We start from the raw sequence: 24,107 nt of genomic DNA, 5'->3' as shown, positions 1-24,107 counted from the left end.
GGCAGGGCGGGGCTTGGCGGGCAGATGTAAAAAATCGTGCCTTAGGTCATTTACTCAAGAAATTGCTAATGCTGTTTGCATGCGGGCCTCAGCCCGCAGGCATCAGATCACCGCCGCGAGGCGCGAACCCTGGTTGATGGCGCGCTTGGCATCGAGCTCGGCGGCCACGTCGGCACCGCCGATCAGGTGCACCGGCTTGCCGGCGGCTTGCAGGGCGTCCTGCAGCTCGCGCAGCGGCTCCTGGCCGGCGCAGATGATGACGTTATCGACCGGCAGGATCTCGGCCTTGTCCTTGATGCGTACATGCAGGCCCTGATCGTCGATCTTGTCGTACTGCACCGAGGACAGCATCTCCACCCGCTTCATCTTCAGGCTCTGGCGATGGATCCAGCCGGTGGTCTTGCCCAGGCCGTCACCGACCTTGCTGGTCTTGCGTTGCAGCAGCCAGACCTGGCGCGGCGAGGCGTGTGGCTGCGGACCTTGCGGGGTCAGGCCACCGCGCTCGGTCAGGGTCTTGTCGATACCCCATTCCTTGAGGAAGCCGTCGACGTCCAGGCTGGTCGGTACACCTTCGGTGGTCAGGTACTCGGCGGTATCGAAGCCGATGCCACCGGCACCGATGATGGCGACCTTCTGGCCGACCGGCTTCTTGTGGCGCAGCACGTCGAGGTAGTTCAGCACCTTGGGGTGGTCGATGCCGGGGATGTCGAGCTTTCGCGGGCTGATGCCGGTGGCCAGCACGACTTCGTCGAACTCGCCGAGCTCGCTTGCGGCGGCGCGGTGGTTGAGGCGGATCTTGACGCCGGTCTGGTCCAGCTTGCGCTTGAAGTAGCGCAGGGTCTCGTGGAACTCCTCCTTGCCCGGCACCTGCTTGGCCACATTGAACTGGCCGCCGATCTCGCTGCTGGCCTCGAACAGGGTCACGTCATGGCCGCGTTCGGCCGCGACCGAGGCGAAGGCCATGCCGGCCGGGCCGGCACCGATCACCGCCAGGCGCTTGCGCTGGCTGGTGGGGGTGTAGTTCAGCTCGGTCTCGTGGCAGGCGCGCGGGTTGACCAGGCAACTGGTCATCTTGGCCTGGAAGATATGGTCCAGGCAGGCCTGGTTGCAGCCTATGCAAGTGTTGATGTCGAGGGCGCGGTCTTCCTCGGCCTTCTTGACCCAGTCGCTGTCAGCGAGGAAGGGGCGGGCCATGGAGATCATGTCGGCGTCGCCACGGGCCAGTACTTCCTCGGCCACGTCCGGCATGTTGATACGGTTGGTGGTGACCAGCGGGATGCCGACCTGGCCCTTGAGCTTCTTGGTCACCCAGGTAAAGCCGGCGCGCGGCACCATGGTGGCGATGGTGGGGATGCGGGCCTCGTGCCAGCCGATGCCGGTATTGATGATGGTGGCACCGGCGGCTTCCACCGCCTTGGCCAGCTGGATGGTCTCGTCCAGCACCGAGCCGTTATCCACCAGGTCCAGCATGGACAGGCGGTAGATGATGATGAAGTCGGTACCGACCCGCTCGCGCACGGCACGGATGGTCTCCAGCGGGAAGCGGATGCGGTTCTCGAAGCTGCCACCCCAGCGGTCGGTGCGCTTATTGGTCTTCTGGGCGATGAACTGGTTGATCAGGTAACCCTCGCTACCCATCACTTCCACGCCGTCGTAGCCGGCTTCCTTGGCCAGCGCGGCACAGCGGGCGAATTCGTCGATGGTCTGCAGGATCTGTTCTTCGGTCAGCTCCAAGGGCTCGTAGAAGGCGATCGGCGAGGTGATGGGGGAGGGCGCGACCGGCTTGGGCTGGAAGCTGTAGCGGCCGGTATGCAGCACCTGCAGACAGATCTTGCCGCCGGCTTCGTGCACCGCGTCAGTCACGATCTTGTGGTGGGCCACTTCCTCGGCGTTGTGCAGCATGGCACCGCCCTCGTATACCCGGCCGGCCTCATTGGGTGCTACGCCGCCGGTCACGATCAGACCCACACCGCCGCGGGCACGCTCGGCATAGAAGGCTGCCATGCGCTCAAAGCCGTTCGGCGATTCCTCCAGGCCGGTGTGCATGGAACCCATCAACACACGGTTCTTGAGGGTGGTGAAGCCGAGGTCGAGTGGCGCGAGCAGGTGCGGGTAGCGCGAGTGAGCCATGATGTTCTCCAGACGGTGTGGTGCCATTGTAGGAGCCGGGTTGTACGCCTGTATCGACGCTGATCGGTCCGGCCAAGTGTTTGATCGCAAAGATACTTACTAATCAGTAAGTAGTCAATCGAGCACTTGCTTGATGGTTGTGTTGCATCCAGGAACGATTGATTGACGTTAACGTCAAACAATCCGAGCATTTGCTCAAAAAAGCGCCTAGAATGCGCGCCCAATACATAAGGCGAATAACGCCAACCCTTTGTTCCGCCACAAGCTAGAACAAAGTAAAGCCACGGTCGTGACCCAACAGGGCGCGGCCGCCAGCCACAAGAAGGAGACATCATGGGAACCTCCCTTTCCCTGGACGACAAGTACACCCTGGCCAAGGGCCGGGTGTTCATGACGGGCACCCAGGCGCTGGTGCGCCTGCCCATGCTGCAGCAGCAGCGCGACACCGCCGCCGGTCTCAATACCGCCGGCTTTATCTCCGGCTACCGTGGTTCGCCCCTGGGCGGGCTGGACCAGGAGCTGATGCGGGCCAAGAAATACCTGGACCCGTACCGTGTCCATTTTCTGCCGGGCGTGAACGAAGACCTGGGTGCGACCGCCGTGTGGGGCTCGCAGCAGGTGGGCCTGTTCCCCGGCGCCAAATACGACGGCGTCTTCGCCATGTGGTACGGCAAGGGCCCGGGCGTGGACCGCTCCGGTGACGTGATCCGCCACGGCAATGCCGCCGGCTCCTCCGCCAAGGGTGGGGTACTCTTGATCGCCGGTGACGACCACGCCGCCAAGTCCTCTACCCTGCCGCACCAGACCGACCACGCCTTCGATGCCTTTATGGTGCCGGTGCTGAACCCGGCCGGCGTGCAGGAATTCCTCGACTACGGTATCCATGGCTGGGCCATGAGCCGCTACTCGGGCTGCTGGGTGACGCTGAAGGCGATCTCCGACACGGTCGAATCCTCGGCCATCGTCGATGTGGACCCGGAGCGCGTGCAGCCGGTGCTGCCGACCGACTTCAAGATGCCGCCCGAAGGGCTGAACATCCGCTGGCCGGACCCGCCGCTGGTACAGGAAGAGCGCCTCTTGCACCAGAAGCTCTACGCTGCGCTGGCCTATGTGCGCGCCAACAAGCTCAACCGCGTGGTGGTGGATTCGCCCAAGCCGCGCCTGGGCATCATGACCGCAGGCAAGAGCTATCTCGACGTGATGCAGGCGCTGGACGACCTGGGCATCGACGAGCAGCTGGCGGCCGATATCGGCCTGCGCATCTTCAAGGTGGGCCTGACCTGGCCGCTGGAGAGCGAAGGCACGCACGCCTTTGCCGAGGGCCTCGATGAGATCCTGGTGGTGGAAGAGAAGCGCCAGGTGCTGGAGTACCAGCTCAAGGAGCAGCTCTACAACTGGAAGGAAGAAGTCCGCCCGCGCGTGATCGGCAAGTTCGACGAGAAGGGCGAGTGGACCCTGCCGGAGGGCCAGTGGCTCCTGCCGGCAGCGGGCGAACTGACCCCGGCCATGATCGCTAGGGTGATCGCCAGCCGTATTGCCCGCTTCTACACCAGCCCGGTGATCGAGGAGCGGCTGCGCTTCCTTGACGACAAGGAACATCAGCTCAAGAAGCCGCGCGACATCATCCTGCGCCAGCCCTACTTCTGCTCGGGCTGCCCGCACAACACCTCGACCAAGCTGCCCGAAGGCTCGCTGGCGCTGGCCGGCATCGGTTGTCACTACATGGCCATGTGGGTGACCCCGGGCACCAAGATGTTCAGCCAGATGGGCGGCGAGGGCGTGACCTGGGCCGGCATCCAGCCCTTTACCGATACCAAGCACGTGTTCGTGAACCTGGGTGACGGCACCTATTTCCACTCCGGCATCCTGGCTATCCGCCAGGCTGTGGCGGCCAAGCTCAACATCACCTACAAGCTGCTCTACAACGATGCAGTGGCCATGACCGGCGGCCAGCACGTGGACGGCACGCTGACGGTGCCCATGCTGACCCGCCAGCTGGAGGCCGAGGGCGTCAACAAGATCATCATCACCACCGACGAGCCGGAGAAGTACCACGGCGTGCAAGGCCTGGCGGCCGGCATCACGGTGCACCCGCGCGAAGAGCTGGACCGCATCCAGCGCGAGCTGCGCGAGACCCCGGGCGTGACCATATTGATCCACGACCAGACCTGCGCGGCCGAGAAGCGCCGCCGTCGCAAGCGCGGCAAGATGATCGACCCGCCGCGCCGGGTGATGATCAACGAGCGGGTGTGCGAAGGCTGTGGCGATTGCTCCAAGCAGTCCAACTGCCTGTCGGTGATCCCGGTCGAGACCGAGTACGGCCGCAAGCGCAAGATCGACCAGTCGAGCTGCAACAAGGACTTCAGCTGCCTCAAGGGCTACTGCCCGAGCTTTGTGACGCTGGAGGGCGAGGTCAAGCCCAAGCGCTCCAAGCTCGGCAAGGACGCCTTTGCCTCGCTGCCCGAGCTGCCCATGCCTACGCTGCCTAGCCTGGCCCACCCCTGGGGTGTGCTGGTGACCGGCGTGGGGGGCACCGGCGTGGTGACCATCGGCGGCGTGCTCGGCGTGGCTGCCAAGATCGACGGCATCGGCGCCACCGTGCTCGACCAGACCGGCCTGGCGCAAAAGGGCGGGGCGGTAACCACCCACCTGCGCTTTGCCAGCGAGCAGGCCAAGCTGCACGCAGTACGGATCGCCGCGGGTGATGCCAACGTGGTGCTGGGCTGCGACATGGTGGTGACCGCCACCAACGACTGCCTGGCCAAGATGCGGCATGACCACACCTATGCGGTGCTGAACGGCTACGAGGCTTCGACCGGCGACTTCACCAAGAACCCGGACATGAAGTTCCCCTCGCGCTCCATGCTGGACACCATCCGCAACGCTGTGGGCGACAGCCACTTCGACACCGTGGACGCCACCCAGATCGCGACTGCGCTGATGGGCGACTCGATCGCCACCAATATGTTCATGCTGGGCTTCGCCTGGCAGCGTGGTCTGATCCCGGTCAGCGAGGCGGCCATTCTGCAGGCCATCGAACTGAACGGTGCCGCGGTCGAGATGAACAAGCAGGCCTTCGTCTGGGGCCGCCATGCGGCGCATGACCGTATCCGTGTCGAGAAGGTGGCCTTCCCGCAGGTGCGCGAGGCGATCAAGCTGGCCAACCAGACCCTGGACGAGTTCATCGCCCGCCGCGTGGCCGACCTGACCCAGTACCAGGACGCCGCCTACGCCGCCCGCTACAGCGCCTTGCTGGAACAGGTACGCAGCGCCGAGCGCCGCGTGGCGCCCGAGTCGGAGATCCTGAGCTGGGCCGCCGCCCGCGCCTACTTCAAGGTGCTGGCTTACAAGGACGAGTACGAAGTGGCCCGCCTCTACACCGACGGCGAGTTCAAGAAGCAGCTGGCCGAGCAGTTCGACGGCAGCTACACGCTGAACTTCAGCCTCGGCCCGACCTGGCTGCAATGGCTGGCCAAGAACGGCCAGGCCAAGAAGTTCAAGCTCGGTAGCTGGGTCATGGGCGCCTTCGGCGTGCTGGCCAAGCTCAAGGGCCTGCGCGGCACCGCGCTGGACGTATTCGGCTACGCCGAGGACCGCCGCATGGAACGCCGTTTGATCGGTGAGTTCGAACAAGGCATGCAGACCGTGCTGGCTGGCCTCTCCACCGAGAAGCTGCCCCAGGCCGCCGAAATCGTCGCCCTGATCCAGCAGATCCGCGGCTACGGCCACATCAAACTGGCCAACTACGAAGCCACCAAGCGCGACTGGGACGGCAAGCTCAAGCAATACCAGAGCACCACCCCCACCGCCGCCGTGGCCGCCAAGCCAGCCGCTGTTCGTCTGTAATGTAGATCCCGGTTCGCCGGGTTTTCAAAACAACAACGCCACCCTAGGGTGGCGTTGTTGTTTGGTGTGGAACTCAATCACTACCGGCAGAGAGTCCTCTCGAGGACAGTGCAGCGACGCCCCGAGCGCTAGCGAGGCTCCACCCTCGCAAGGAGGACGCCGTGGTTGTAAGCCCCTAAAGGGGCAACAACCACGCAGTCGCAGCGGCGAGGCTGCCAGAGTTCTTGGCGCTTTAGCGCCTAGAACCTGTGCGTGCAGAGCTCGGGGGGAGTAGGGCTAAATAAAGAGGATGCCGCTCTATCAGCAAGAGATGACCAAAGGCGCTCGGCTCTGCCGAGCGCCTGAACCAAACGCAGCGATGCCCCAAACGTTAGCTCAAAAAACCAGGCATCAGGCATTAGCTGCCTGGCGCATCTTGGCCAGACTATCCTGCATCTCGCGCCGGTAGTTCAGGAACTCCAGCTCCGGTGCCGGCGCTCCCAGCTGGGTGGCAATGGCGGTGATCTGGCCGCGCTGGTGGGTGTATTCGGCCAGGAAGTTGGCCAGCACGTCGTGCACCCAGTTCACATGGTTGATGCCGGACTGGGTACGGTAGCGCAGCTCGCCCTCGAAGAACTCGTTGGGCTGGGCCTGCAGCCAGTGCTGGGTCTGCCGCGCGCTCTGCCGCAGCGCCTGCTTGAGGTCGCGCCATTCCTCATACATGGGCTGGTCCAGACGCAGATCGGGAGTTTCGCCACGCAGCCGGCTCAGCCATAGAAGGTTGCTGAGCAGCATATGGTTGTAGGTGGCGTGCACGCTCTTGTAGAACAGGCCGACGTCGCGCTTACGGGCCTCATCCGAGAGCTTGTCCAATACATCGAACAGCCGCTCATTGGCCCAATGCTGGTAGTCGACCAGGTAAAGGAAGTGGGTTTTCCAGGAGATCACGGTCATGCTCCTTACGGTGCGCCTGCACGCGTCAGTGTATGCCGATGCAGCGAGCGTTGCTGCACCGAACAGCCCCCGGAGCCCGCCGCTGGTCAGGCTTCCTTGAGCTTTTCCTCTATCAGCGCGTGCAATTGTTTGAAATCCGGCTCGCCCAGATAGCGCTGCACGATGCGACCGTGTTTATCGATCAGGATCGAGGTGGGGGTCAGCTTCACATCCCCATACTGGCGGGCCAGCGAACCATCTACATCCAATGCCACAAAGAACGGCAACTGCTTTTGCTCGGTATAGGCCGCCACGTACTGCGGCGGGTCATAGCTCATGGCCACGGCCACGGTCTGAAAGCCTTGTTCGGCGTATTTCTTGTGGGTTTCCACCAGCTTGGGCATCTCGGCCATGCAGCCGGTGCAGCTGGTCGCCCAGAAGTTGACCAGTACCACCTTGCCCTCCAGGGCCTTCTGGGTGGTCTGCTCGCCCTTGATGGAAGTGTATTGCACAGCGGGCGCTTGTGCCTGGGCAAGATTGCCGCTCAGGAAGATGGTGCCCAGGGCGATGGCGACGCCAGCGGCGAGGCCGTATTTGATGACAGGTTTCATGTGGAACAGCCAGGTTCGGTTGGACGTTTTGAGTGCGCCGGGCCGATAAAGTTGCCAGAATCAGTATTGTATTGATTTGCCGACCTTTTTGGCGACCAACGGTATAATCCGCGCCCTTTGGCGCATGCTGCGCCCAAACCCCATTCCCGGCAGCCGCCACGGCGGCCCGATAGCGAGAGACGAGACATGGCGATCCAATGGTTCCCGGGCCATATGAACAAGGCGAAGAAGCAGATCGCCGACACCATGGCCAAGGTCGACATGGTGATCGAGGTACTCGACGCCCGCCTGCCGCGCATCACCACCAACCCCTTGATCCACGAGCTGCGCCTGCACCGCCAGCGCCCCAGCCTGAAGATACTGAACAAGGCCGACCTGGCCGACCCGGCCGTAACCGCGGCCTGGGTAAGGCACTTCAAGCAGGAAGCCGAGACCGAGGTGATTACCCTGGACGAGGCCGGCAAGCTGCGCGACACCGGCAAGGTGCTGGCGCTGTGCCGCAAGCTGGTGCCGCACCGCACCGGTGGCGAGAAGCCGGTACGGGCCATGATCCTGGGCGTGCCCAATGTGGGCAAGTCCACCCTGATCAACGCGCTCGCCAAGCGCAAGCTGGCCAAGGTGGCCGATACCCCGGGCGTGACCCAGAGCCAGCAGCGTATCGAGCTGCCCGAGGGCACCATCCTGGTGGATACCCCGGGCATGATGTGGCCCAAGATCAATTCCAACAACGACGGCTACAAGCTGGCGCTGTCGGGCACCATAGGCCGCAATGCCTTCGATGCGGTGGATGTAGCCTGGTACGCCATGGGCTGGCTGGCGCTGCACTACCCGGAGGCGATCCGCACCCGCTACAAGCTGCCGGACCTGAGCGAGCCGGGCGATGTACTGTTCGAGCGCGCTGCCCGCGCCCTGGGTTGCGTGCAGTCGGGCAACCGTATCGACGCGCAGAAGGCGGCCGAGCGCATCCTGGTCGACTTCCGCGGTGCGGTGCTCGGACGGATCTCGCTGGAGCGGCCGGACAACAGCCTGGATATGGATCTGGGCGAGGAAGACCCGGAGGCCGCCGCCGGCGAGGCTGCACCGGAAGCCGAACAGCCGTGAAGCGGGTTCTGCTGGCGCTGTGCCTGCTCGCGATCCAGGTGAACGCACTGGAGCTGCGTGACGAGGCCGGCGGCCTGGTCAAGCTGGCCCGGCCGGCGCAGCGTATTGTCAGCCTGAGCCCGCATGCGACCGAGCTGCTCTACGCCATTGGCGCCGGCAGCCAGCTGGTGGGCCGCGATGCTGCCAGTGACTACCCCGTGGAGGCGCGCAAGCTGCCCAGCGTGGGGCAGTACGGCACCTTCAATGTCGAGGCCATCCTGGCGCTGCGGCCCGATCTGGTGGTGGCCTGGGAAGGTCCGCAGGCCGGCCCCGCCACCCGCCGCCTGCGTGAGCTGGGCATAGCCGTCTATGCCAGCCAGCCGGGCACGGTGGCGGCCATCTCGCAGGCCATGCGGGCGCTGGGTACCCTGAGTGGGCGTGATGGTGGAGCGGCAGCAGAGCGTTTCGACGCCGGCTGGACGGCACTGACGGCGCGCTACCGCGGCAAGACCGTGCTCACGGTGGTGCCGCAAGTGGGCAGCGAGCCGGCCATGACGGTGAACGACCAGCAGTTTGTCAGCGCCGCCTTCCGTGCCTGCGGTACCCGCAACCCCTTTGGCGGTGAAGTCGCGGCCGTACCGCTGATCTCGGCCGAGTCGCTGTTGGCGCGCCAGCCCGATGCCGTGGTGGCGCTGGCCGATGACAGCGCTGCCGCCCGCTGGCTGGCACCGTGGCGCCGCTTGCCGCTCAAGGCGCAGTTTCTGGCGGTCGATGCCGATACCCTGGGCCGGCCCGGTCCGCGCATCCTGCCGGCGACCGAAGCGCTCTGCCGCAGGCTGGATGCGCTACGGCGGCCCAGCAAGGACAAAATCGACTAGAATTTGCCGCATGACCTTCAGACCTGGACACCATGGAAGCTGAACTCCATAACCTTGAAGACCGCATCAAGACGCTGGCTGCCCTGTGCCAGCAGCTGCGCAGCGAGAATGTCGAGCTGCGCCAGACCGTGCTGGTGCTGAAGAACGACAACCGCCGCCTCAATGACAAGGTGGAAGGGGCCAAGACGCGCGTCGACGCGCTGCTGGCTCGCCTGCCGGCCGAGGAAGGCAGCGAGGAGGAGGCCGAATGAGCGAGGTCAAACAGCTCGATGTAACCATCATGGGGCGCGAGTTCCGGGTGGCCTGCCCGCCGGATGAAGAGCCGGCGCTGATGGAGGCGGTAGCCTTTCTCGACCGCAAGATGCGCGAGATCCGCGACAGCGGCAATGTGATGGGCATAGACAAGATCGCCATCATGGCCGCGCTCAATATTTCGCACGAGTTCATGAATACCCGCGTGACCGGCGGTTTGGACATGGCGGACTTTAGGCGTAGAATCGGCCGCATGCAGGAAACCATTGACGAGGCCCTGAAGGAACAGCAGCAGTTGTTCTGACCTTGCCGACCTGCCAAGATCATCCAGTTTCCCTGCGGCGTTCGTTCCGGCTCGATATTCTTTGAACCAATATATTGAACCGGGTTGTTGGCTTGATACGCTGGTTGCGCTCACCCCTCTGTCGGATGAGCCTGAAAGTGTATCGCTGGCGACCACTTGAACCGTTAGGTTCAAGATGTGAGCCGGGACGGCGCCCGCGGGGACCCCAACCCCGCCCCCAACTACCTCCCCATGACCGACAAAGCCGAGCTGCGCCGACAATTGCGTAGACGGCGTATGGCCGTGCCCAAGCGCTTGCGCCGGTTGGCCGCCTACAAGGTCGCCCGCCGAGCCGCACCGCTGTTGCGCCGTGGCCAGAAGCTGGCAGCCTATATGGCGGTCGGGTCCGAACTCTCCCTGCAGCCCCTGATCACCCTTGCCCAGGCGCGTGGCGCCGAGGTCTACCTGCCGCTGGTACCGCGCCGTGGCCGTCGCCTGCGCTTTGCCGCCCTGGCTGACCCGGCCGGGCACTGGCGTCGCAACCGCTACGGCATACGCGAGTATCGCAGCCGCCATACCTTGCCGGCCCGTGCCATGCAGCTGGTGCTGCTACCGCTGGTGGGCTTCGATGCCGCGGGTGGCCGGCTGGGGCAGGGCGGTGGCTACTACGACAGCAGCTTTGCCTTCCGCCGGCCGGGCGTGCACAGGCCGCGCCTGATCGGGGCGGCTTATGCGTGCCAGCGGGTGGAGAAGATCGTGCGTGAACCGCACGATGTGGTACTGGATGCGGTATACACCGAGTCCGCGGTGTATCGCCGGGGGCGCCGGGTCTAATCCGTCAGATCTGGCTCGAAGAATAGCCACTGTACTTCGGGGAAGGCGGCCTTGAGGTCGACCTCCAGCCGGTTGATCTCGCTGACCAGCTGCTCGGCACTGTCCGCCTTGAGCTGGGCCTTGACCGCCACCATGACCTGGCTGCCCAACTGCAGGGTGATGAGCTTGAACACCTGTGCCACCGCCCCGTCGGCCTCCAGATGCTGCTGGATGGCGCGGCGCACGCCGGGCTCCACGCTCTGGCCAATCAAGAGACCCTTGATCTGCACTCCGATAAACACCGCCACCACGATCAGGAGCACGCCGATGGCGATGCTGCCCAGGGCATCGAACAGCGGGTTTTCGGCCAGGTGGGCGAGGCTGACCGCGGCCAGGGCCAAGAGCAGCCCGCACAGGGCGGCTATGTCCTCGCCGAGTATGACCACCAGCTCGCTTTGCCGGCTTTCCCGCAGCCAGTGCCACAGCGAGCGGCCGGCGCGGACCTTGTTGATCTCGCGCACGCAGCCCCAGAGCGAGATGCTCTCGGCCACGATGCTGAACAGCAGTACGGCGATGGCGACCCAGGGCGCCTCCATCTGCTCGGGTTCGCCGAGCTTGTGCAGGCCTTCGTAGATGGCGAACAGGCCGCCCAGCGAGAACAACATGATCGCGACGATAAAGGACCAGAAATAGATGGCCTTGCCCCAACCCAGCGGGTAGTCCGGCGAGGGTGGGGTACGGGCTGACTTGAGGCCCCAGATCAAGAGGCCCTGGTTGCCGCAGTCGGCAATGGAGTGCACCGCCTCGGCCAGCATGGCGCCGGAGCCGGTATGGATGGCGGCAGCCAGCTTGGCCACGGCGATGGCGAGATTGGCGCCCAGGGCATAGAGGATGGATTTCAGCGAATTGGCTGGTGCGGACATGGTCTCTCCCGCCTGTGAGTCTAGATCGAAATCCACGCCCGACCAGCGAATTCGCCCCTTTGCCTGAATATAATGCCCAGGCCGGCTTGCAGACCGCCCGCCGTGGCGCGATAGTCCGCCGGCTAACTTGGATACCGCATGGAGGAGGGCAGATGCGCTACTGGCTGATGAAGGCAGAACCGGACGACGTCGGCATCGACGACTTGCCGGGCATGAAGGACCAGACCGTGGGCTGGTATGGCGTGCGCAACTACCAGGCGCGCAATTTTATGCGCGACGCGATGCAGATCGGCGACCGGGTGCTGTTCTACCACTCCGGTGTGGCCGAGCCCGGCGTGGCCGGCATCGTCGAAGTCTGTTCCAACCCCTACCCGGACCCGACCCAGTTCGACCCCAAGAACAAATACTTCGACCCCAAATCCACGCCAGAGCAGCCGCGCTGGATGCAGGTGGATGTGAAGCTGGTCAAGAAGACCGCCTACCTGACCCTTGCTGCCATGCGCGCGGCGCCGGAACTGGAGGGCATGCAGGTGCTGGCCCGTGGCAACCGCCTCTCCATCACCCCGGTCGAGCCGGCCCACTGGCGGGCGGTGATGGCGCGCCTGGGCGAAGCCGCTTGAGCGCCCTGGTATTGGCCGGCTTTCTGGCCACCGGCGCGGTGGCGGGCCTCTTGGCCGGGCTCCTGGGCGTGGGCGGTGGGCTGATCATCGTACCGGCCCTGGTGGCCATCTTCGAAGCGAGTGGCTTCCCCGCCCAGCATGTGCTGCACTTGGCGCTCGGTACCTCGCTGGCCAGCATTGTGTTCACCTCGCTTTCCAGCTTGCGTGCCCACCACCAGCGTGGTGCCGTGCTGTGGCCCACCGTGCGTGGCATGGCGCCGGGGCTGATGCTGGGCACCTTCGCCGGCAGCTGGCTGGCGGCGCGCTTGCCTTCGCTTGGGCTGAAGTGGTTCTTTGTGTTGTTCGCCTATGTGGTGGCGGCACAGATGTTGTCCGGCTTCAAGCCCAAGCCCAGCCGGCAGTTGCCGGGTTGGAGCGGGCTGAGCCTTGTGGGTAGCCTGATCGGTGGCGTGTCGAGCTTTGTCGGTATCGGTGGCGGTTCGCTCTCGGTGCCCTTCTTGACCCTGAGCAATGTGGCCATGCCCTCGGCGGTCGGTACCTCGGCGGCCCTGGGCCTGCCCATCGCCCTGGCCGGCCTCGCCGGCTATGCCATCAACGGCGCTGGCCAGGCTGGCCTGCCGGCGGGCAGCCTGGGCTTTGTCTACCTGCCGGCCTTGGCGGGCGTGGTGCTGGCCAGTATCCTGACCGCGCCCCTGGGGGCGGCCTTGGCGCACAAGCTGCCGGTAGCCACCCTGAAGAAATGTTTCGCAGCGCTGTTGATCCTGATCGCCAGCCGCATGCTGATTGGACTATTGAACCCATGACCCAACGTAGCGAGCTCTACCCCGCCATCGAACCCCGCCGCAGCGGCATGCTGCCGGTTGATGCCATCCACACCCTGTACTGGGAAGAGTCCGGCAATCCAAATGGCGTGCCGGTGCTGTTCCTGCACGGTGGCCCGGGGGCTGGTGCCAGCCCCAAGCACCGCCAGTTCTTCGATCCGGCCTACTACCGCATCGTCATCTTCGACCAGCGTGGTGCAGGCCGCTCCACCCCGGTGGGCGAGCTGCGCGACAACACCACCCAGCACCTGATTGCCGACATCGAGCAGCTGCGGCTCATGCTGGGCATTGAGCGCTGGCTGGTATTTGGTGGCTCCTGGGGCTCCACCCTGGCGCTGGCCTACGGCGAGGCCCACCCGGAGCGTTGCCTGGGCTTTGTGCTGCGCGGTGTATTCCTGTGCCGCTCTTGGGAAATCGACTGGTTTATGCAGGGCATGCGCCAGTTCTTCCCCGAGGCTTGGTCGCGCTTTGCCGGCTACCTGCCGGAAGCCGAGCGCGGCGACCTCTTGAGCAATTACCATCGCCGCCTCAACGATCCCTCGCACGCCGTGCATATGCCGGCCGCGCGCATCTGGAGCGTATACGAGGGCGAGTGCGCCACCCTCTTCCCCGACCCGGCGGTGCAGGCCAACTACGGCAGCGACAATGTGGCGCTGGGCGTGGGCCGGATCGAGGCCCACTACTTCGTCAACCGCATCTTCCTGCCCGAGAACGACCTGCTGGCCCAGGTGGGGCGCATCAGCCACCTGCCGATGATCACGGTGCAGGGCCGCTACGACGTGCTGTGCCCACCGGTCTCGGCCTGGGAGCTGCACCAGGCCTGGCCCGGTTCGGAGCTGGAGATCGTGCAGGATGCCGGCCATTCCGCCTGGGAGCCGGGCACCTGTCGTGGCCTGGTGGCCGCTTGCGAACGCATGAAGACGCGCATGAATGTGAGCGTCTAGGCGTCGCCTGCTTCATGCAGCAAAAAGCCCGGCCTAGGCCGGGCTTTTTCATGCCAAGTGGGCTGGACTCAGATGACTTCCTCGACCCACAGCATGGCCTCGATCTGTGCCCGGTTGGCGTCGTTCTTGCTGACCTGGGCGGCGATAAAGAGCTCGGGCTCGGCCGGCAGATTGCCATCCTCGCAGGCCAGGGTCAGCGCCAACAGGGGGCCGTAGGGGCCACGCTGCTCCAAGAGGGCCTGGGCAATCTCGGCTGGCAGGTTGAGCTTGTCGATGATCTTGGCCATGGGCTGGTGCAGGAGCGCGTCCAGCATGGAGAACATGCCAGTGGTAAAGAGCTGGTCGCGGTTGCCCGCGCCGAACTGCTTGCTGCCCAGCGTCTCCATCATGCGGGCGCGCAACAGCGCCATCTCCAAGAGCAGGTCCTGGTCGCCTTCCTGCCGTTCGTGGCTGAACAAGAGCAGGGTGAGCCATCGATAGAGCTGCTTGTTGCCGAGCACGATCAGGGCGCGGTCCAGGGTGTCGACCTTGGTCATCAGTCCGGCGCCGGGCGAATTGACGTAGCGCAGCAGCTTGAAGCTCAGCATGGGGTCGTACTTGATCGCATTGGCGATCACCGCCGGTTCCGCGTCTGCCCGTACCAGGTTCAGTACTTCCAGAAGGCGCAGATAGCTGGCATCGACTGCGTCGGCTTCGGAAATCTCCTTGTGGCGCAGATAGCTGCCCTGCAGATAATGCACTTGCAGCTGGCGGCAGACCTGCAGCTCTTCAAAGAAATGGATGTCGCTGACCAGGAGCTCTGCATCCGGTGCGGCATTGGCGGTGGCCGAGATGGCACGCGACAGCTCGGTCACATCCTTGTCGGTGACCGATAGCTTGTGATAGTCGGCCAGCGGGAACAGCGGTATCAGGTTGGGGTCGAGCGGGAAGCTGTCGAAACCGAGCTGGAAGCCCTGATCCTTGAGCCGCTGTAACAGTTCCACGTGGAGCAGGGCGTCACGGAAGAAGTCGGCATCGTAGTGCAGCATCAGTACGAAGCGGCCCTTGGCCAGCTTGGCCAGCAGCGGGCTGTCCAAGGACCAGACCGACATCTCCAGGAAGATGCGCTTCTGGCCGAAGGCCTTGGTCGATTCCTCGGCCAGGAAGTTGCGGATCAGCACCTCGTCGTACAACTTCCAGACCGAATTGGCCATCTTGGCCTTGCGCTTGAGCACGCTGTCGCGCAGGCGGAAGTCGTAACCCACCACCTTGAGTTCGCGGTCGAGCACGATCTCGCGCTGCAGGATGGTATCGGTGGGGGTGCCGGCCACAAAGCCGGCCTGGCCCGGCGCCGCCCCCAGCGCACTGGTGGCTGGGATGGTGGGGGTGGGCTGCAGGTTGCTGGAGCTGTGTGCGGTGGGGGTGGTTTCGTTGCCACCCAACATCTTCTTGATTAGTCCGAAGACCATGGATGCCTGCCGTTTCTGGTGGAGTGCCCTGTCGTTCGACAGGATAGCCGTAGTGGCGGCATGGCCCAAGTGGCAAGTAGCCTACAAAATGAAAAAACCGCCGAAAGCAAGGCTCTCGGCGGTTTTGGGCGCGGTAGCGACGGGATCAGCCGGTCAGCTTTTCGAGGGCTTCCTGATACTTGGCTGCGGTGCGGTCGGCCACGTCCTGCGGCAGCGTGGGCGCCGGCGGGGTCTTGTTCCAGCCGGTGCTCTCCAGCCAGTCGCGCACGAACTGCTTGTCGTAGCTCGGCGGGTTGCTGCCCGGGCGGTACTGGTCGGCCGGCCAGAAACGGCTGGAATCAGGCGTCAGGGCTTCGTCCATCAGCGTCAGGGTGCCGTCTTCGTCGAGGCCGAACTCGAACTTGGTGTCGGCGATAATGATGCCGCGGGTGGCGGCGTACTCGCTGGCGGCCACATACAGGCGGATGGCGGTGTCGCGTACCTTGGCGGCCAGTTCGGCGCCGATCTGGCGTACCAGCTCGTCGTAGCTGACGTTCTCGTCGTGGTCACCCACCGCCGCCTTGGTGGACGGGGTGAAGATGGGTTGGGGCAGCTTGGCGGCTTCCACCAGGCCGGCCGGCAGCGGCAGGCCGCAGATGGTGCCGGTGGCCTTGTAGTCCTTCCAGCCGGAGCCTGCGATATAACCACGCACGATGGCCTCGACCGGCACCGGCTTGAGCCGCTTCACCACCACGGCGCGGCCCTCGACCTGGGGCAGGTCCTCGGCGCTGACTACGTCCTCGGCGCGCTCGCCGGTGAAGTGGCTGGGCACCACGTCACTCAGCTTGTCGAACCAGAAATTGGAGATCGACGTGAGGATCTTGCCCTTGGCCGGGATGGGTTCGTTCAGGATCACGTCGAAGGCCGACAGGCGATCGGTGGCGATCATCAGCATGCGCTTGTCGTCGATCTCGTACAGATCGCGGACCTTGCCGCTATAGATCTTCTTGAGGCTCTTCAGATTGGTGGTGGTGATGCCGTTCATAGCGGTGCTTCCGTTAGGTCGGCAAGGCGCCGACGATTGGGTGTAGCTGGCTGTTGAGGCGCCGGCAAGGCGTTCTACAGCGTGTCCTTGATGGCTTCAGCCTGCTCCAGCGCTGCCTCGGGGCTAGCGGCCAGCACGCAGTAGTGGCCCATCTTGCGGCCCGGACGGGCTTCGGTCTTGCCGTACAGATGCAGGTGCACGTTGGGTGCCTGCATCAGCACTTCCCAGTTGGGCTCGCCGCCCTCGGGCCAGCTGTCACCCAGCAGGTTGACCATGACAACCGGCGAGAGCAACTCGGGGCGACCGGGATGCAGGGCACACATGGCGCGTACCTGCTGCTCGTACTGGCTGGTGACGCAGGCGTCGATGGTGTAGTGGCCGGAGTTGTGCGGACGCGGGGCGATCTCGTTGAGCACCAGCTCACCGCCGTCGAGCACGAAGAACTCCACCGCCAGTACACCAACATAGTCCAGCGCCTCGGCCAACTGCACGGCCATGGTCTGGGCTCGCTGGGCCAGCTCGGGTTCGACCCGGGCCGGCACGATGCTGACGTCGAGAATGCCGCGGGCGTGGCGATTCTCGGCCACCGGAAAGACCGCGACTTCATGTGCGCTGGTACGGGTGACGATGGCCGAGACCTCATAGGCCAGCGGCAGCATCTTTTCCAGCACGCAGGGTTGGCCACCCAGGTCGGCATAGGCGGCGCGCGCCTCGGCAGCGGTGGCAACGCGAACCTGGCCCTTGCCGTCGTAACCCAGTCGCGCAGTCTTGAGAATGCCGGGCAGGTAGGGGCTGAGGTCGTGGTTGAGGTCGGCCACCGTCTCCAGTGCCAGGTAGGGTGCGGTGGCGAGGCCGGCTTTCTGGATCCAGCTCTTTTCCAGGATGCGGTCCTGGGCAATGGCGACGCAATCGCCCGAAGGGCTGACCGGTACGTGCTGGGCCAGCCAGCGCATGGAGTCGGCGTTGACGTTCTCGAATTCGGTGGTGACCGCGGCGCAGGTCTCGGCCAGTTCCTTCAGGGCTGCGTGGTCGTTATAGGCAGCACACAGGTGCACGTCCGCGAAGTCGGCGGCCGGTGCGCGGCTGTCCGGGTCCAGTACGGTAACGCGGTAGCCCATGGTCTTGGCCGCCACGGTGAACATGCGGCCCAGCTGGCCGCCGCCCAGGATGCCCAGCATGGCTGGCGGCAGAATGGGTTTGAGCGGCGCGGCCATGGCTTACTCGACCTCCGGCAGGCTCATGGCCAGCACGGCATTCTTTTGTTCTTCGCGGAAGGCATTGAGCTTTTCGCGCAGGGCCGGGATCTCGTTGGCCAGCAGGGCCACCGCAAACAGGCCGGCATTGGCCGCACCGGCTTCGCCAATGGCGAAGGTGGCGACCGGGATGCCCTTGGGCATCTGCACGATGGACAACAGCGAATCCTCGCCACGCAGGTATTTGGACGGCACCGGCACGCCCAGCACCGGCACGGCGGTCTTGGCGGCAAGCATGCCCGGTAGGTGCGCAGCGCCACCGGCACCGGCGATGATGGCCTTGAGGCCGCGGGCCTCGGCCGTGGCGGCGTACTCGAACAAGAGGTCCGGGGTGCGGTGGGCCGAGACGACACGCGCCTCGAACTGGATGCCGAAGGCTTTGAGCTGACGGGCGGCATGCTGCATGACATCCCAATCAGAGTTGCTGCCCATGACGAGGCCGACTTGAATCATCGGGTAATCCCCTGTTTCAAAACGCGGATTCTACAGAAATTCGGCTTTGCGCCAAAACCCGCGATGCGATGAAGGGATGCCGAAGTGGAATAAGGAAACGGCCCGCCATGATAGGCGGGCCGTCCCAGGTGTTGCCGCCGTCTTCCCCAACGGCCGGCAACGACTTGCTGGCGGTGGCCCGCTCCCCAACGGACCACCGCGCGGTACAACTATTTTCAACTACTGCTAAATCACGGCGCTTGAGAGCTAGGCGAGACCCCACCCTCAAGCTGCCGGCAAGGTCCTACATGTTGTAGGCTTTTTCACCGTGGCTGGTCACGTCGAGGCCTTCGCGCTCTTCGTCTTCCGGCACACGCAGGCCGATCACCAGGTCCACCAGCTTGAAGGCGACGATGGAGACCACGGCCGACACCACGATGGTGGTAAGCACGCCCTGGGTCTGGATCCAGACCTGGCCGCCGATCGAGTAGCCATCGGCCACCTTGTTGGTCACATAGTCCCAGACACCGGTGCCGCCCAGGGCCGGATCGGCGAACACGCCGGTCAGGATGGCACCCAGGATGCCGCCTACGCCGTGCACGCCGAACACGTCCAGCGCGTCGTCAGCACCGAGCAGCTTCTTGAGGCCATGCACGCCCCACAGGCAGACCACGCCGGCAGCGAGGCCAATGGCCATGGCACCGCCGACACCGACAAAGCCGCAGGCCGGGGTGATGGCAACCAGGCCCGCCACGGCGCCCGAAGCGGCGCCCAGCATGGAGGGCTTGCCCTTCCAAAGCCATTCCACGGCCATCCAGGCCAGGGCGGCGAGGGCAGTGGCAACCCAGGTATTGATGAAGGCCAGAGCGGCAGTGCCATTGGCTTCCAGCGCCGAGCCGGCATTGAAGCCGAACCAGCCGAACCACAGCAGCGAAGCACCGATCATGGTCATGGTCAGGCTGTGCGGGGTCATGGCTTCCTTGCCAAAACCGATGCGCTTGCCCACGAAGTAGGCACCCACGAGACCGGCAACGGCGGCGTTGATGTGCACCACGGTACCGCCGGCGAAGTCCAGCGCACCCTTGGCAAACAGCCAGCCGGCGGCTGCGGTGGCAACTTCGGCTGCCTTGGCGTCGGTGTAGGCATCGGGGCCGACCCAGTACCAGACCATGTGGGCCATGGGCAGGTAGCTGAAGGTGAACCAGATCACCACGAAGGCCAGTACGGCGGCGAATTTGACGCGCTCGGCGAAGGCGCCGAGGATCAGGCCGCAGGTGATGGCGGCAAAGGCGCCCTGGAACACCACGTAGATGAACTCGGAGACCACCACACCCTTGGAGAAGGTCGCGGCGACGGAGTCGGGGGTGATGCCCTTCAGGAACAGCTTGCTGAAGCCGCCGTAGAAGGCGTTGATACCGCCACCGTCGGTGAAGGCGGCGCTATAGCCGTAGATCACCCACAGCACCGAGATCAGGCTGAACACCACGAACACCTGCATCAGCACGCTGAGCATGTTCTTGCCACGCACCAGGCCGCCGTAGAACAGGGCCAGGCCAGGGATGGACATCAGGATCACAAAGGCCGAGGCGACAAGCAGCCAGGCATTGTCACCCTTGTTGACGACCGGTGCCGGGGCGGCTACCGGGGTAGCCGGTGCTGCGGCCGGGGCGGCGGCAGCTTCAACCGGCTTGGCGGGCTCGGCGACCGGCGCCGCGGCAGCAGGCGCTTCTGCGGCCGGCGCGGCAGTGGCGGCAGGGGCGGCTGCCGGGGCTTCTTCGGCCCAGACGGCGCCGATGCTCATGGCGCCGGCAAGCGCCAGCGCGGTCAGTAGTTTTTTCATTTTCTGTTCTCCCTGTGCGGGTTTACAGCGCGTCCGCGCCGGTTTCACCGGTACGGATGCGGATGACTTGTTCAAGATCAAAGACGAAAACCTTGCCGTCGCCGATCTTGCCGGTGTTGGCCGCCTTCTCGATGGCCTCAATGACCTGCTCGACCATATCGTCCTTGACGGCGATCTCGAGCTTGACCTTGGGCAGGAAATCGACCACGTACTCCGCGCCGCGATACAGCTCGGTGTGGCCCTTCTGACGGCCGAAACCCTTGACCTCGGTGACGGTGACGCCCTGCACGCCGATGGCGGACAGTGCCTCCCGTACCTCGTCAAGCTTGAACGGCTTGATGATGGCGCTAACGAACTTCATCTTCGCTCCTTGAGGTGTTAACCAGGAAACTACTTAGGTGCAGGGGTTTAGCATGGGTCGTGCCAAGAAAATATAGGCCGTAGAATCAAGTGCTTGTGCTGGTTTTCCCTGATATGGGCAGGGGTATTGCACCAGTCTGGTGCGGCCAAGGGAGGGCTTGCTTAGGGATGGTGCGAGGCCTTGGGGCGGCGGGTTTTTGATAGACTGAGGTTCTGTATGCAATCACACGAAGGAAGCACCATGCTCGCGCAACGCCTGTTCGATGAAGTCAGCGGCAAACTGTCCGAGGCGCTGGCCGCGGGGCCGGGCCGCGATATCGAAAAGAATGTCCGTGCCGTGCTGTCGGCCGCTTTTGCCAAGCTCGATCTGGTGACCCGCGAGGAATTCGAGGTGCAGCAGGCGGTGCTGGCACGCACCCGTGAGACCCTGACCCAGCTGGAGGCACGTATTGCCGCGCTGGAGGCGCAGGCGGGTGGCCGGGTGGCGGATGCCGAAAATCCGCAGGACGACTTCTAGGGCCTTGGGGTTCTAGCAAACACCGCATGGCGGTTAGCTGCAGCGCTGGCGCCCGGGAGACCCGGGCGCTTGTCATTTGTGGGCGCTGAGAGAGCGGCCCTACCCTGATTGATTCCCTGCCCCTCGGCCCCGCCCGTCGGCGGGGGGCTTCGCTGGGCTCGTGGGCGCTCTGAATACGCGTTGGGGCGGTCGGCCTGGATCTTTTCCTCGCTGCGCGTCCCTTAAACGCTTTCTTCCGGCGCGACCAGGGGTAGCCGTAGCCATTCGTCCAGGGTGTCGGCGGGCATGGGGCGGGCGTAGTGGTAGCCCTGCGCGACCTGGCAGCCTTGTTCGCGCAGGAAGGCGAGTTGGCTGGCGGTCTCAACGCCCTCGGCCACGACGGTGAGGCGCAGGCTTTGGCCGATGTGGATGACGGCGCTGGCCAGCGCGCGGTCGTCGGCGTCGGCATCGAGGTCGCGGACGAAGCTCTGGTCGAGCTTGAGCTCCCGGACCGGGTAGCGCTTGAGGTAGCCCAGGCTGGAATAGCCGGTGCCGAAGTCGTCCACCGCCAGCGTCACCCCCATCTGGTCGAGCTGGCGCAGTGCCCCCAGGGTGCTGTCGTCGCGCACCATCATCAGGCTCTCGGTGATCTCCAGCGTCAGCTGGCTGGCGCTCATGCCATGCCGGGCCAGGGTGGCGTCGACCATGGCGGGGATGTCGTCATGCTGGAACTGGCGGGCCGAGAGGTTGACCGAGATCCGTGGCGGGGCGATGCCTTGCGCCTGCCAGGCGGAGAACTGACGGCAGGCTTCGTCCAATACCCAGCGGCCTATGCTGTCGATCAAACCACACTCCTCGGCCACCGGGATAAAGCGGGCGGGCGAGACCATGCCCCATTGCGGGTGCTGCCAGCGCAGCAAGGCTTCCAGTCCATACAGGCTACGGTTGGCGATGCGTACCTGGGGCTGGTAGTACAGGCAGAGTTCCTGCCTGGCCAGCGCCTGGTGCAACGCGTTCTCCAGCTCCAGCCGCTCGGCGGCTTCGGCATTCATATCCTGGCGGTAGAAGCAAAACGCATTGCGGCCGAGCTCCTTGGCCCGGTACATGGCTGCGTCGGCATGCTTGAGCAGGCTGTCGTAGCTGTTGCCATCCTGCGGGAAGAGGGCAATGCCTATGCTGGCCGTGCCGTTGAGGTCATGACCGTCTATGCTGACCGGTTCGGCCGCGCTAGCGATCAGCTTCTCCGCCACCCCCAGGGCACCGGCGGCGTCGCAGTCAGGCAGCAGCAGCACGAATTCGTCACCACCCAGGCGGCAGACGGTATCGCTATCGCGCACGCCGGCCTCCAGCCGCCGCGCTACCACCTGCAGGAGCTTGTCGCCCACGGCGTGGCCGAGCGAATCGTTGATGGTCTTGAAACGGTCCAGATCGGTGAACAGCAGCGCCAGCCCCAGCTGGTTGCGATGGGCATGGGCGATGGCCAGCTCGGCCCGGTCCTGGAACAGCGCGCGGTTGGGCAGTCCGGTCAGCGGGTCGTAGAAGGCCAGGGTGTGAATACGATCCTCGGCCCGGCGATGCTCGATGGCGATGCCGGCGAGGTCGGTACAGGCCTCGACGATGCGGCGGTGGAAGGGACTGGGGTGGCGTGGTTCCTGGTAGTAGATGGCAAAGGTACCGAGCACGCTGCCGTCACTGGCGCGGATGGGACAGGACCAACAGGCGCGCAGGCCATGTGGCAGCGCCAACGAGCGATAGTCGGCCCACAGCGGGTCGGTGGCGATGTCGGCCACTTCGACCGGCTGGTTGAGATAGGCGGCCGTACCGCAGGAACCGGCCTGCGGCCCGATGTGCGCGCCGTTGATGGCGGCCACGAAGGCAGGCGGCAGGCTGGGTGCGGCACCATGGCGTACGCGCTGCCCATCCAGCAGCAGGATGGAGCACTGAATCTCTGGCGCCAGCTGCTCCACCCGCTCTGCCAGCTGGGTCAGCACATGGGGTAGCGGGTGGCCGGCTGTGATGGCGGCCAGGGTGTCATTCTGCAGCGCCAGCAGCCGCTCGCTGCGTACCTGCTCGGAGATATGGCGGGCATAGGCGACGATGCATTCCTCGCCGTCGAAGGACAAAAAGGTGGCGTAGACCTCGATCGGCACCAGCTGACCGCTGCGATTGCGGATTTCGGCACGGAAGGTCCGCGCCCCTTCGGTCTTGATGGATTCCCACAGCGCCGGCCAGTCCGCTGCGTCGAATTGGGTATCGAAATCCCAGACCGGGCGGCCCAGCAGGGCCTCGCGCGGGTAGTCCAGCATGCGGGTAGCATAGGCGTTCACATCGCGCAGGCTGCCGTCGGGTTGTACCCAGGCGATGGAGATATGGGCCTGCTCGACGGTATAGAGCGTGAAGCGCAGCTGTCGTTCGGCCTCGGTCTGGCGGCCGATATCGTGCACGATGGAATGGATCAGGGTGCGCCCACCGGTGGTGATGGGGGTAGCGTGGACCTCTACGTCGCGCACCTCGCCACTGGCCAGGCGATGGCGGAACAAGAAGTAGGCCCGCTCCTCCTGCTTGGCCCGGACCATTTCCGCCTGGACTTCCGCCTCGCTGAGAGTATTGATGTCGTGAATGCTGAGCCGAGCGAAGGTTTCGGCATCGTAGCCATAATAGTTGCGGGCGGCAGCGTTGGCCGCGACGATCTGGCCGTTGTCGGGGGCGATCACCAGCTTGACCGCATGGCTACGGTCAAACACTTCGCGGTAGGCGCGTTCGCTGTCGGCCAGGGCCAGTTCGGTGGCTTTTCGCTGCTCTATGTCCAACACATAGGCAAAAGCACCCGTGTAGTTGCCTTGGGCATCGAACATGGGGCTGGTCGAAACCTCAGCCCAGAAGTGGCTGCCATCAAGGCGACGGAAGCGGAATTCGTGCGTCTCACGCACGCCAGCCCGGCGCCGGTCTACATTATGTTCGGCGGCCGCGCGGGCATCTTGGTCCATGAATTGCCAAATAGGCGCGCCGTGCAGGGCGCGCGCCTCTCCACCCAGCATGCCGGCCATGCGGGTGTTCATATAGGTCGTGCGGCTGTCGGCGTCGATCACCCAGACGCCATCGGCGGCTTCCTCCACTAGGTGGCGAAAGAACGCCGCCTGG

The 24,107-nt window shown here is 64.8% G+C and carries 21 protein-coding genes and 1 other RNA gene; 11 read left to right on the top strand and 11 right to left on the bottom strand.

Translation table 11 applies throughout. The annotated features are described in order from the left end of the window. Window positions 1-102 precede the first annotated feature (102 nt). Complete coding sequence (locus tag VIM95_RS09900; protein ID WP_331985141.1) at window positions 103-2,130, bottom strand: NADPH-dependent 2,4-dienoyl-CoA reductase; 2,028 nt, start codon at window positions 2,128-2,130, stop codon at window positions 103-105. A gap of 333 nt (window positions 2,131-2,463) precedes the next feature. Between VIM95_RS09900 and VIM95_RS09895 the strand changes: the two genes are divergently transcribed. Further along, on the top strand, window positions 2,464-5,976 hold the full coding sequence (locus VIM95_RS09895) for an indolepyruvate ferredoxin oxidoreductase family protein (protein WP_331985139.1): 3,513 nt from the start codon (window positions 2,464-2,466) through the stop codon (window positions 5,974-5,976). 390 nt (window positions 5,977-6,366) lie between these two features. Here the strand turns inward: VIM95_RS09895 and VIM95_RS09890 are convergent, their stop codons facing one another. Both VIM95_RS09890 and VIM95_RS09885 read right to left on the bottom strand, forming a co-directional pair. Beyond that, complete coding sequence (locus VIM95_RS09890; protein WP_331985137.1) at window positions 6,367-6,903, bottom strand: DinB family protein; 537 nt, start codon at window positions 6,901-6,903, stop codon at window positions 6,367-6,369. A gap of 92 nt (window positions 6,904-6,995) precedes the next feature. Beyond that, window positions 6,996-7,499: a TlpA disulfide reductase family protein gene (locus VIM95_RS09885; protein ID WP_331985135.1), complete on the bottom strand. Its 504-nt coding sequence runs from the start codon at window positions 7,497-7,499 to the stop codon at window positions 6,996-6,998. Between the two features lie 186 nt (window positions 7,500-7,685). Between VIM95_RS09885 and ylqF the strand changes: the two genes are divergently transcribed. The 6 genes from ylqF (at window position 7,686) to VIM95_RS09855 (ending at window position 10,826) form a co-directional block, all read left to right on the top strand. Continuing rightward, complete coding sequence (gene ylqF / locus VIM95_RS09880; protein WP_331985133.1) at window positions 7,686-8,600, top strand: ribosome biogenesis GTPase YlqF; 915 nt, start codon at window positions 7,686-7,688, stop codon at window positions 8,598-8,600. Continuing rightward, a complete protein-coding gene (locus VIM95_RS09875; protein WP_331985131.1) occupies window positions 8,597-9,457 on the top strand; it encodes a helical backbone metal receptor in 861 nt (286 codons plus the stop codon). The genes ylqF and VIM95_RS09875 overlap by 4 nt, the downstream gene beginning before the upstream one ends. A gap of 32 nt (window positions 9,458-9,489) precedes the next feature. Further along, entirely contained in the window at window positions 9,490-9,708 is a 219-nt protein-coding gene (locus VIM95_RS09870; protein WP_331985129.1) for a hypothetical protein, read from the top strand. Next, the gene (locus tag VIM95_RS09865; RefSeq protein ID WP_331985127.1) at window positions 9,705-10,013 is read left to right on the top strand and encodes a cell division protein ZapA; all 309 of its coding nucleotides are present in this window, start codon (window positions 9,705-9,707) and stop codon (window positions 10,011-10,013) included. Before VIM95_RS09870 ends, VIM95_RS09865 begins: the two co-directional genes overlap by 4 nt. A gap of 26 nt (window positions 10,014-10,039) precedes the next feature. Beyond that, window positions 10,040-10,220: non-coding RNA, 6S RNA (gene ssrS, locus VIM95_RS09860), on the top strand. Window positions 10,221-10,244: 24 nt separating this feature from the next. Then, complete coding sequence (locus VIM95_RS09855) at window positions 10,245-10,826, top strand: 5-formyltetrahydrofolate cyclo-ligase (protein WP_331985125.1); 582 nt, start codon at window positions 10,245-10,247, stop codon at window positions 10,824-10,826. On the opposite strand, the gene VIM95_RS09850 is transcribed toward VIM95_RS09855, so the two are convergent. Next, window positions 10,823-11,728 carry a cation diffusion facilitator family transporter gene (locus tag VIM95_RS09850; protein WP_331985123.1) on the bottom strand — a complete coding sequence of 302 codons (906 nt, stop codon included), beginning with the start codon at window positions 11,726-11,728 and terminating at the stop codon, window positions 10,823-10,825. The genes VIM95_RS09855 and VIM95_RS09850 overlap by 4 nt on opposite strands. A 152-nt stretch (window positions 11,729-11,880) precedes the next feature. Between VIM95_RS09850 and VIM95_RS09845 the strand changes: the two genes are divergently transcribed. The 3 genes from VIM95_RS09845 to pip are packed head-to-tail and all read left to right on the top strand — an operon-like array spanning window position 11,881 to window position 14,113. Next, complete coding sequence (locus VIM95_RS09845) at window positions 11,881-12,348, top strand: EVE domain-containing protein (RefSeq protein WP_331985121.1); 468 nt, start codon at window positions 11,881-11,883, stop codon at window positions 12,346-12,348. After that, the gene (locus tag VIM95_RS09840; RefSeq protein ID WP_331985119.1) at window positions 12,345-13,151 is read left to right on the top strand and encodes a sulfite exporter TauE/SafE family protein; all 807 of its coding nucleotides are present in this window, start codon (window positions 12,345-12,347) and stop codon (window positions 13,149-13,151) included. Before VIM95_RS09845 ends, VIM95_RS09840 begins: the two co-directional genes overlap by 4 nt. After that, window positions 13,148-14,113 (top strand): prolyl aminopeptidase, encoded by a 966-nt coding sequence (pip, locus tag VIM95_RS09835; protein ID WP_331985117.1) that lies wholly within the window; start codon window positions 13,148-13,150, stop codon window positions 14,111-14,113. The genes VIM95_RS09840 and pip overlap by 4 nt, the downstream gene beginning before the upstream one ends. Before the next feature lie 68 nt (window positions 14,114-14,181). On the opposite strand, the gene VIM95_RS09830 is transcribed toward pip, so the two are convergent. The 6 genes from VIM95_RS09830 to glnK form a co-directional block, all read right to left on the bottom strand. Then, the gene (locus VIM95_RS09830; RefSeq protein WP_331985115.1) at window positions 14,182-15,561 is read right to left on the bottom strand and encodes an EAL and HDOD domain-containing protein; all 1,380 of its coding nucleotides are present in this window, start codon (window positions 15,559-15,561) and stop codon (window positions 14,182-14,184) included. Window positions 15,562-15,706: 145 nt separating this feature from the next. Then, window positions 15,707-16,585: a phosphoribosylaminoimidazolesuccinocarboxamide synthase gene (locus tag VIM95_RS09825; protein WP_331985113.1), complete on the bottom strand. Its 879-nt coding sequence runs from the start codon at window positions 16,583-16,585 to the stop codon at window positions 15,707-15,709. Between the two features lie 74 nt (window positions 16,586-16,659). Beyond that, window positions 16,660-17,799 carry a 5-(carboxyamino)imidazole ribonucleotide synthase gene (locus VIM95_RS09820; RefSeq protein ID WP_331985111.1) on the bottom strand — a complete coding sequence of 380 codons (1,140 nt, stop codon included), beginning with the start codon at window positions 17,797-17,799 and terminating at the stop codon, window positions 16,660-16,662. 3 nt (window positions 17,800-17,802) lie between these two features. Then, window positions 17,803-18,291, bottom strand: a complete 489-nt coding sequence (gene purE, locus VIM95_RS09815; protein ID WP_331985109.1) for a 5-(carboxyamino)imidazole ribonucleotide mutase — start codon at window positions 18,289-18,291, stop codon at window positions 17,803-17,805. 283 nt (window positions 18,292-18,574) lie between these two features. After that, window positions 18,575-20,110: an ammonium transporter gene (gene amt, locus VIM95_RS09810; RefSeq protein WP_331985107.1), complete on the bottom strand. Its 1,536-nt coding sequence runs from the start codon at window positions 20,108-20,110 to the stop codon at window positions 18,575-18,577. Window positions 20,111-20,132: 22 nt separating this feature from the next. Beyond that, on the bottom strand, window positions 20,133-20,471 hold the full coding sequence (gene glnK, locus VIM95_RS09805) for a P-II family nitrogen regulator (protein ID WP_331985104.1): 339 nt from the start codon (window positions 20,469-20,471) through the stop codon (window positions 20,133-20,135). Between the two features lie 240 nt (window positions 20,472-20,711). On the opposite strand from glnK, the gene VIM95_RS09800 reads away from it, so the two are divergent. Further along, a complete protein-coding gene (locus VIM95_RS09800) occupies window positions 20,712-20,987 on the top strand; it encodes an accessory factor UbiK family protein (RefSeq protein ID WP_331985102.1) in 276 nt (91 codons plus the stop codon). Window positions 20,988-21,208: 221 nt separating this feature from the next. Here VIM95_RS09800 and VIM95_RS09795 read toward each other — a convergent pair. Then, window positions 21,209-24,107 (bottom strand): sensor domain-containing protein (locus VIM95_RS09795; protein ID WP_331985100.1); only part of this gene is annotated, 2,899 nt, incomplete at its 5' end.

The sequence above is a fragment of the Chitinimonas sp. genome (genome assembly GCF_036568685.1).
Lineage (GTDB): Bacteria > Pseudomonadota > Gammaproteobacteria > Burkholderiales > Chitinimonadaceae > Chitinimonas.
Note: the sequence above shows the minus strand (reverse complement) of the source record. Positions and strands in the feature narration are given on the sequence as shown.

Excerpts from the sequence above, each read along its gene's own strand:
- VIM95_RS09900 (WP_331985141.1), bottom strand. The coding sequence starts at position 2,130 with ATGGCTCACTCGCGCTACCCGCACCTGCTCGCGCCACTCGACCTCGGC.
- VIM95_RS09895 (WP_331985139.1), top strand. The coding sequence starts at position 2,464 with ATGGGAACCTCCCTTTCCCTGGACGACAAGTACACCCTGGCCAAGGGC.
- VIM95_RS09885 (WP_331985135.1), bottom strand. The coding sequence starts at position 7,499 with ATGAAACCTGTCATCAAATACGGCCTCGCCGCTGGCGTCGCCATCGCC.
- ylqF (WP_331985133.1), top strand. The coding sequence starts at position 7,686 with ATGGCGATCCAATGGTTCCCGGGCCATATGAACAAGGCGAAGAAGCAG.
- VIM95_RS09870 (WP_331985129.1), top strand. The coding sequence starts at position 9,490 with ATGGAAGCTGAACTCCATAACCTTGAAGACCGCATCAAGACGCTGGCT.
- VIM95_RS09865 (WP_331985127.1), top strand. The coding sequence starts at position 9,705 with ATGAGCGAGGTCAAACAGCTCGATGTAACCATCATGGGGCGCGAGTTC.
- VIM95_RS09855 (WP_331985125.1), top strand. The coding sequence starts at position 10,245 with ATGACCGACAAAGCCGAGCTGCGCCGACAATTGCGTAGACGGCGTATG.
- VIM95_RS09850 (WP_331985123.1), bottom strand. The coding sequence starts at position 11,728 with ATGTCCGCACCAGCCAATTCGCTGAAATCCATCCTCTATGCCCTGGGC.
- VIM95_RS09845 (WP_331985121.1), top strand. The coding sequence starts at position 11,881 with ATGCGCTACTGGCTGATGAAGGCAGAACCGGACGACGTCGGCATCGAC.
- pip (WP_331985117.1), top strand. The coding sequence starts at position 13,148 with ATGACCCAACGTAGCGAGCTCTACCCCGCCATCGAACCCCGCCGCAGC.
- VIM95_RS09830 (WP_331985115.1), bottom strand. The coding sequence starts at position 15,561 with ATGGTCTTCGGACTAATCAAGAAGATGTTGGGTGGCAACGAAACCACC.
- VIM95_RS09825 (WP_331985113.1), bottom strand. The coding sequence starts at position 16,585 with ATGAACGGCATCACCACCACCAATCTGAAGAGCCTCAAGAAGATCTAT.
- VIM95_RS09820 (WP_331985111.1), bottom strand. The coding sequence starts at position 17,799 with ATGGCCGCGCCGCTCAAACCCATTCTGCCGCCAGCCATGCTGGGCATC.
- purE (WP_331985109.1), bottom strand. The coding sequence starts at position 18,291 with ATGATTCAAGTCGGCCTCGTCATGGGCAGCAACTCTGATTGGGATGTC.
- amt (WP_331985107.1), bottom strand. The coding sequence starts at position 20,110 with ATGAAAAAACTACTGACCGCGCTGGCGCTTGCCGGCGCCATGAGCATC.
- glnK (WP_331985104.1), bottom strand. The coding sequence starts at position 20,471 with ATGAAGTTCGTTAGCGCCATCATCAAGCCGTTCAAGCTTGACGAGGTA.
- VIM95_RS09800 (WP_331985102.1), top strand. The coding sequence starts at position 20,712 with ATGCTCGCGCAACGCCTGTTCGATGAAGTCAGCGGCAAACTGTCCGAG.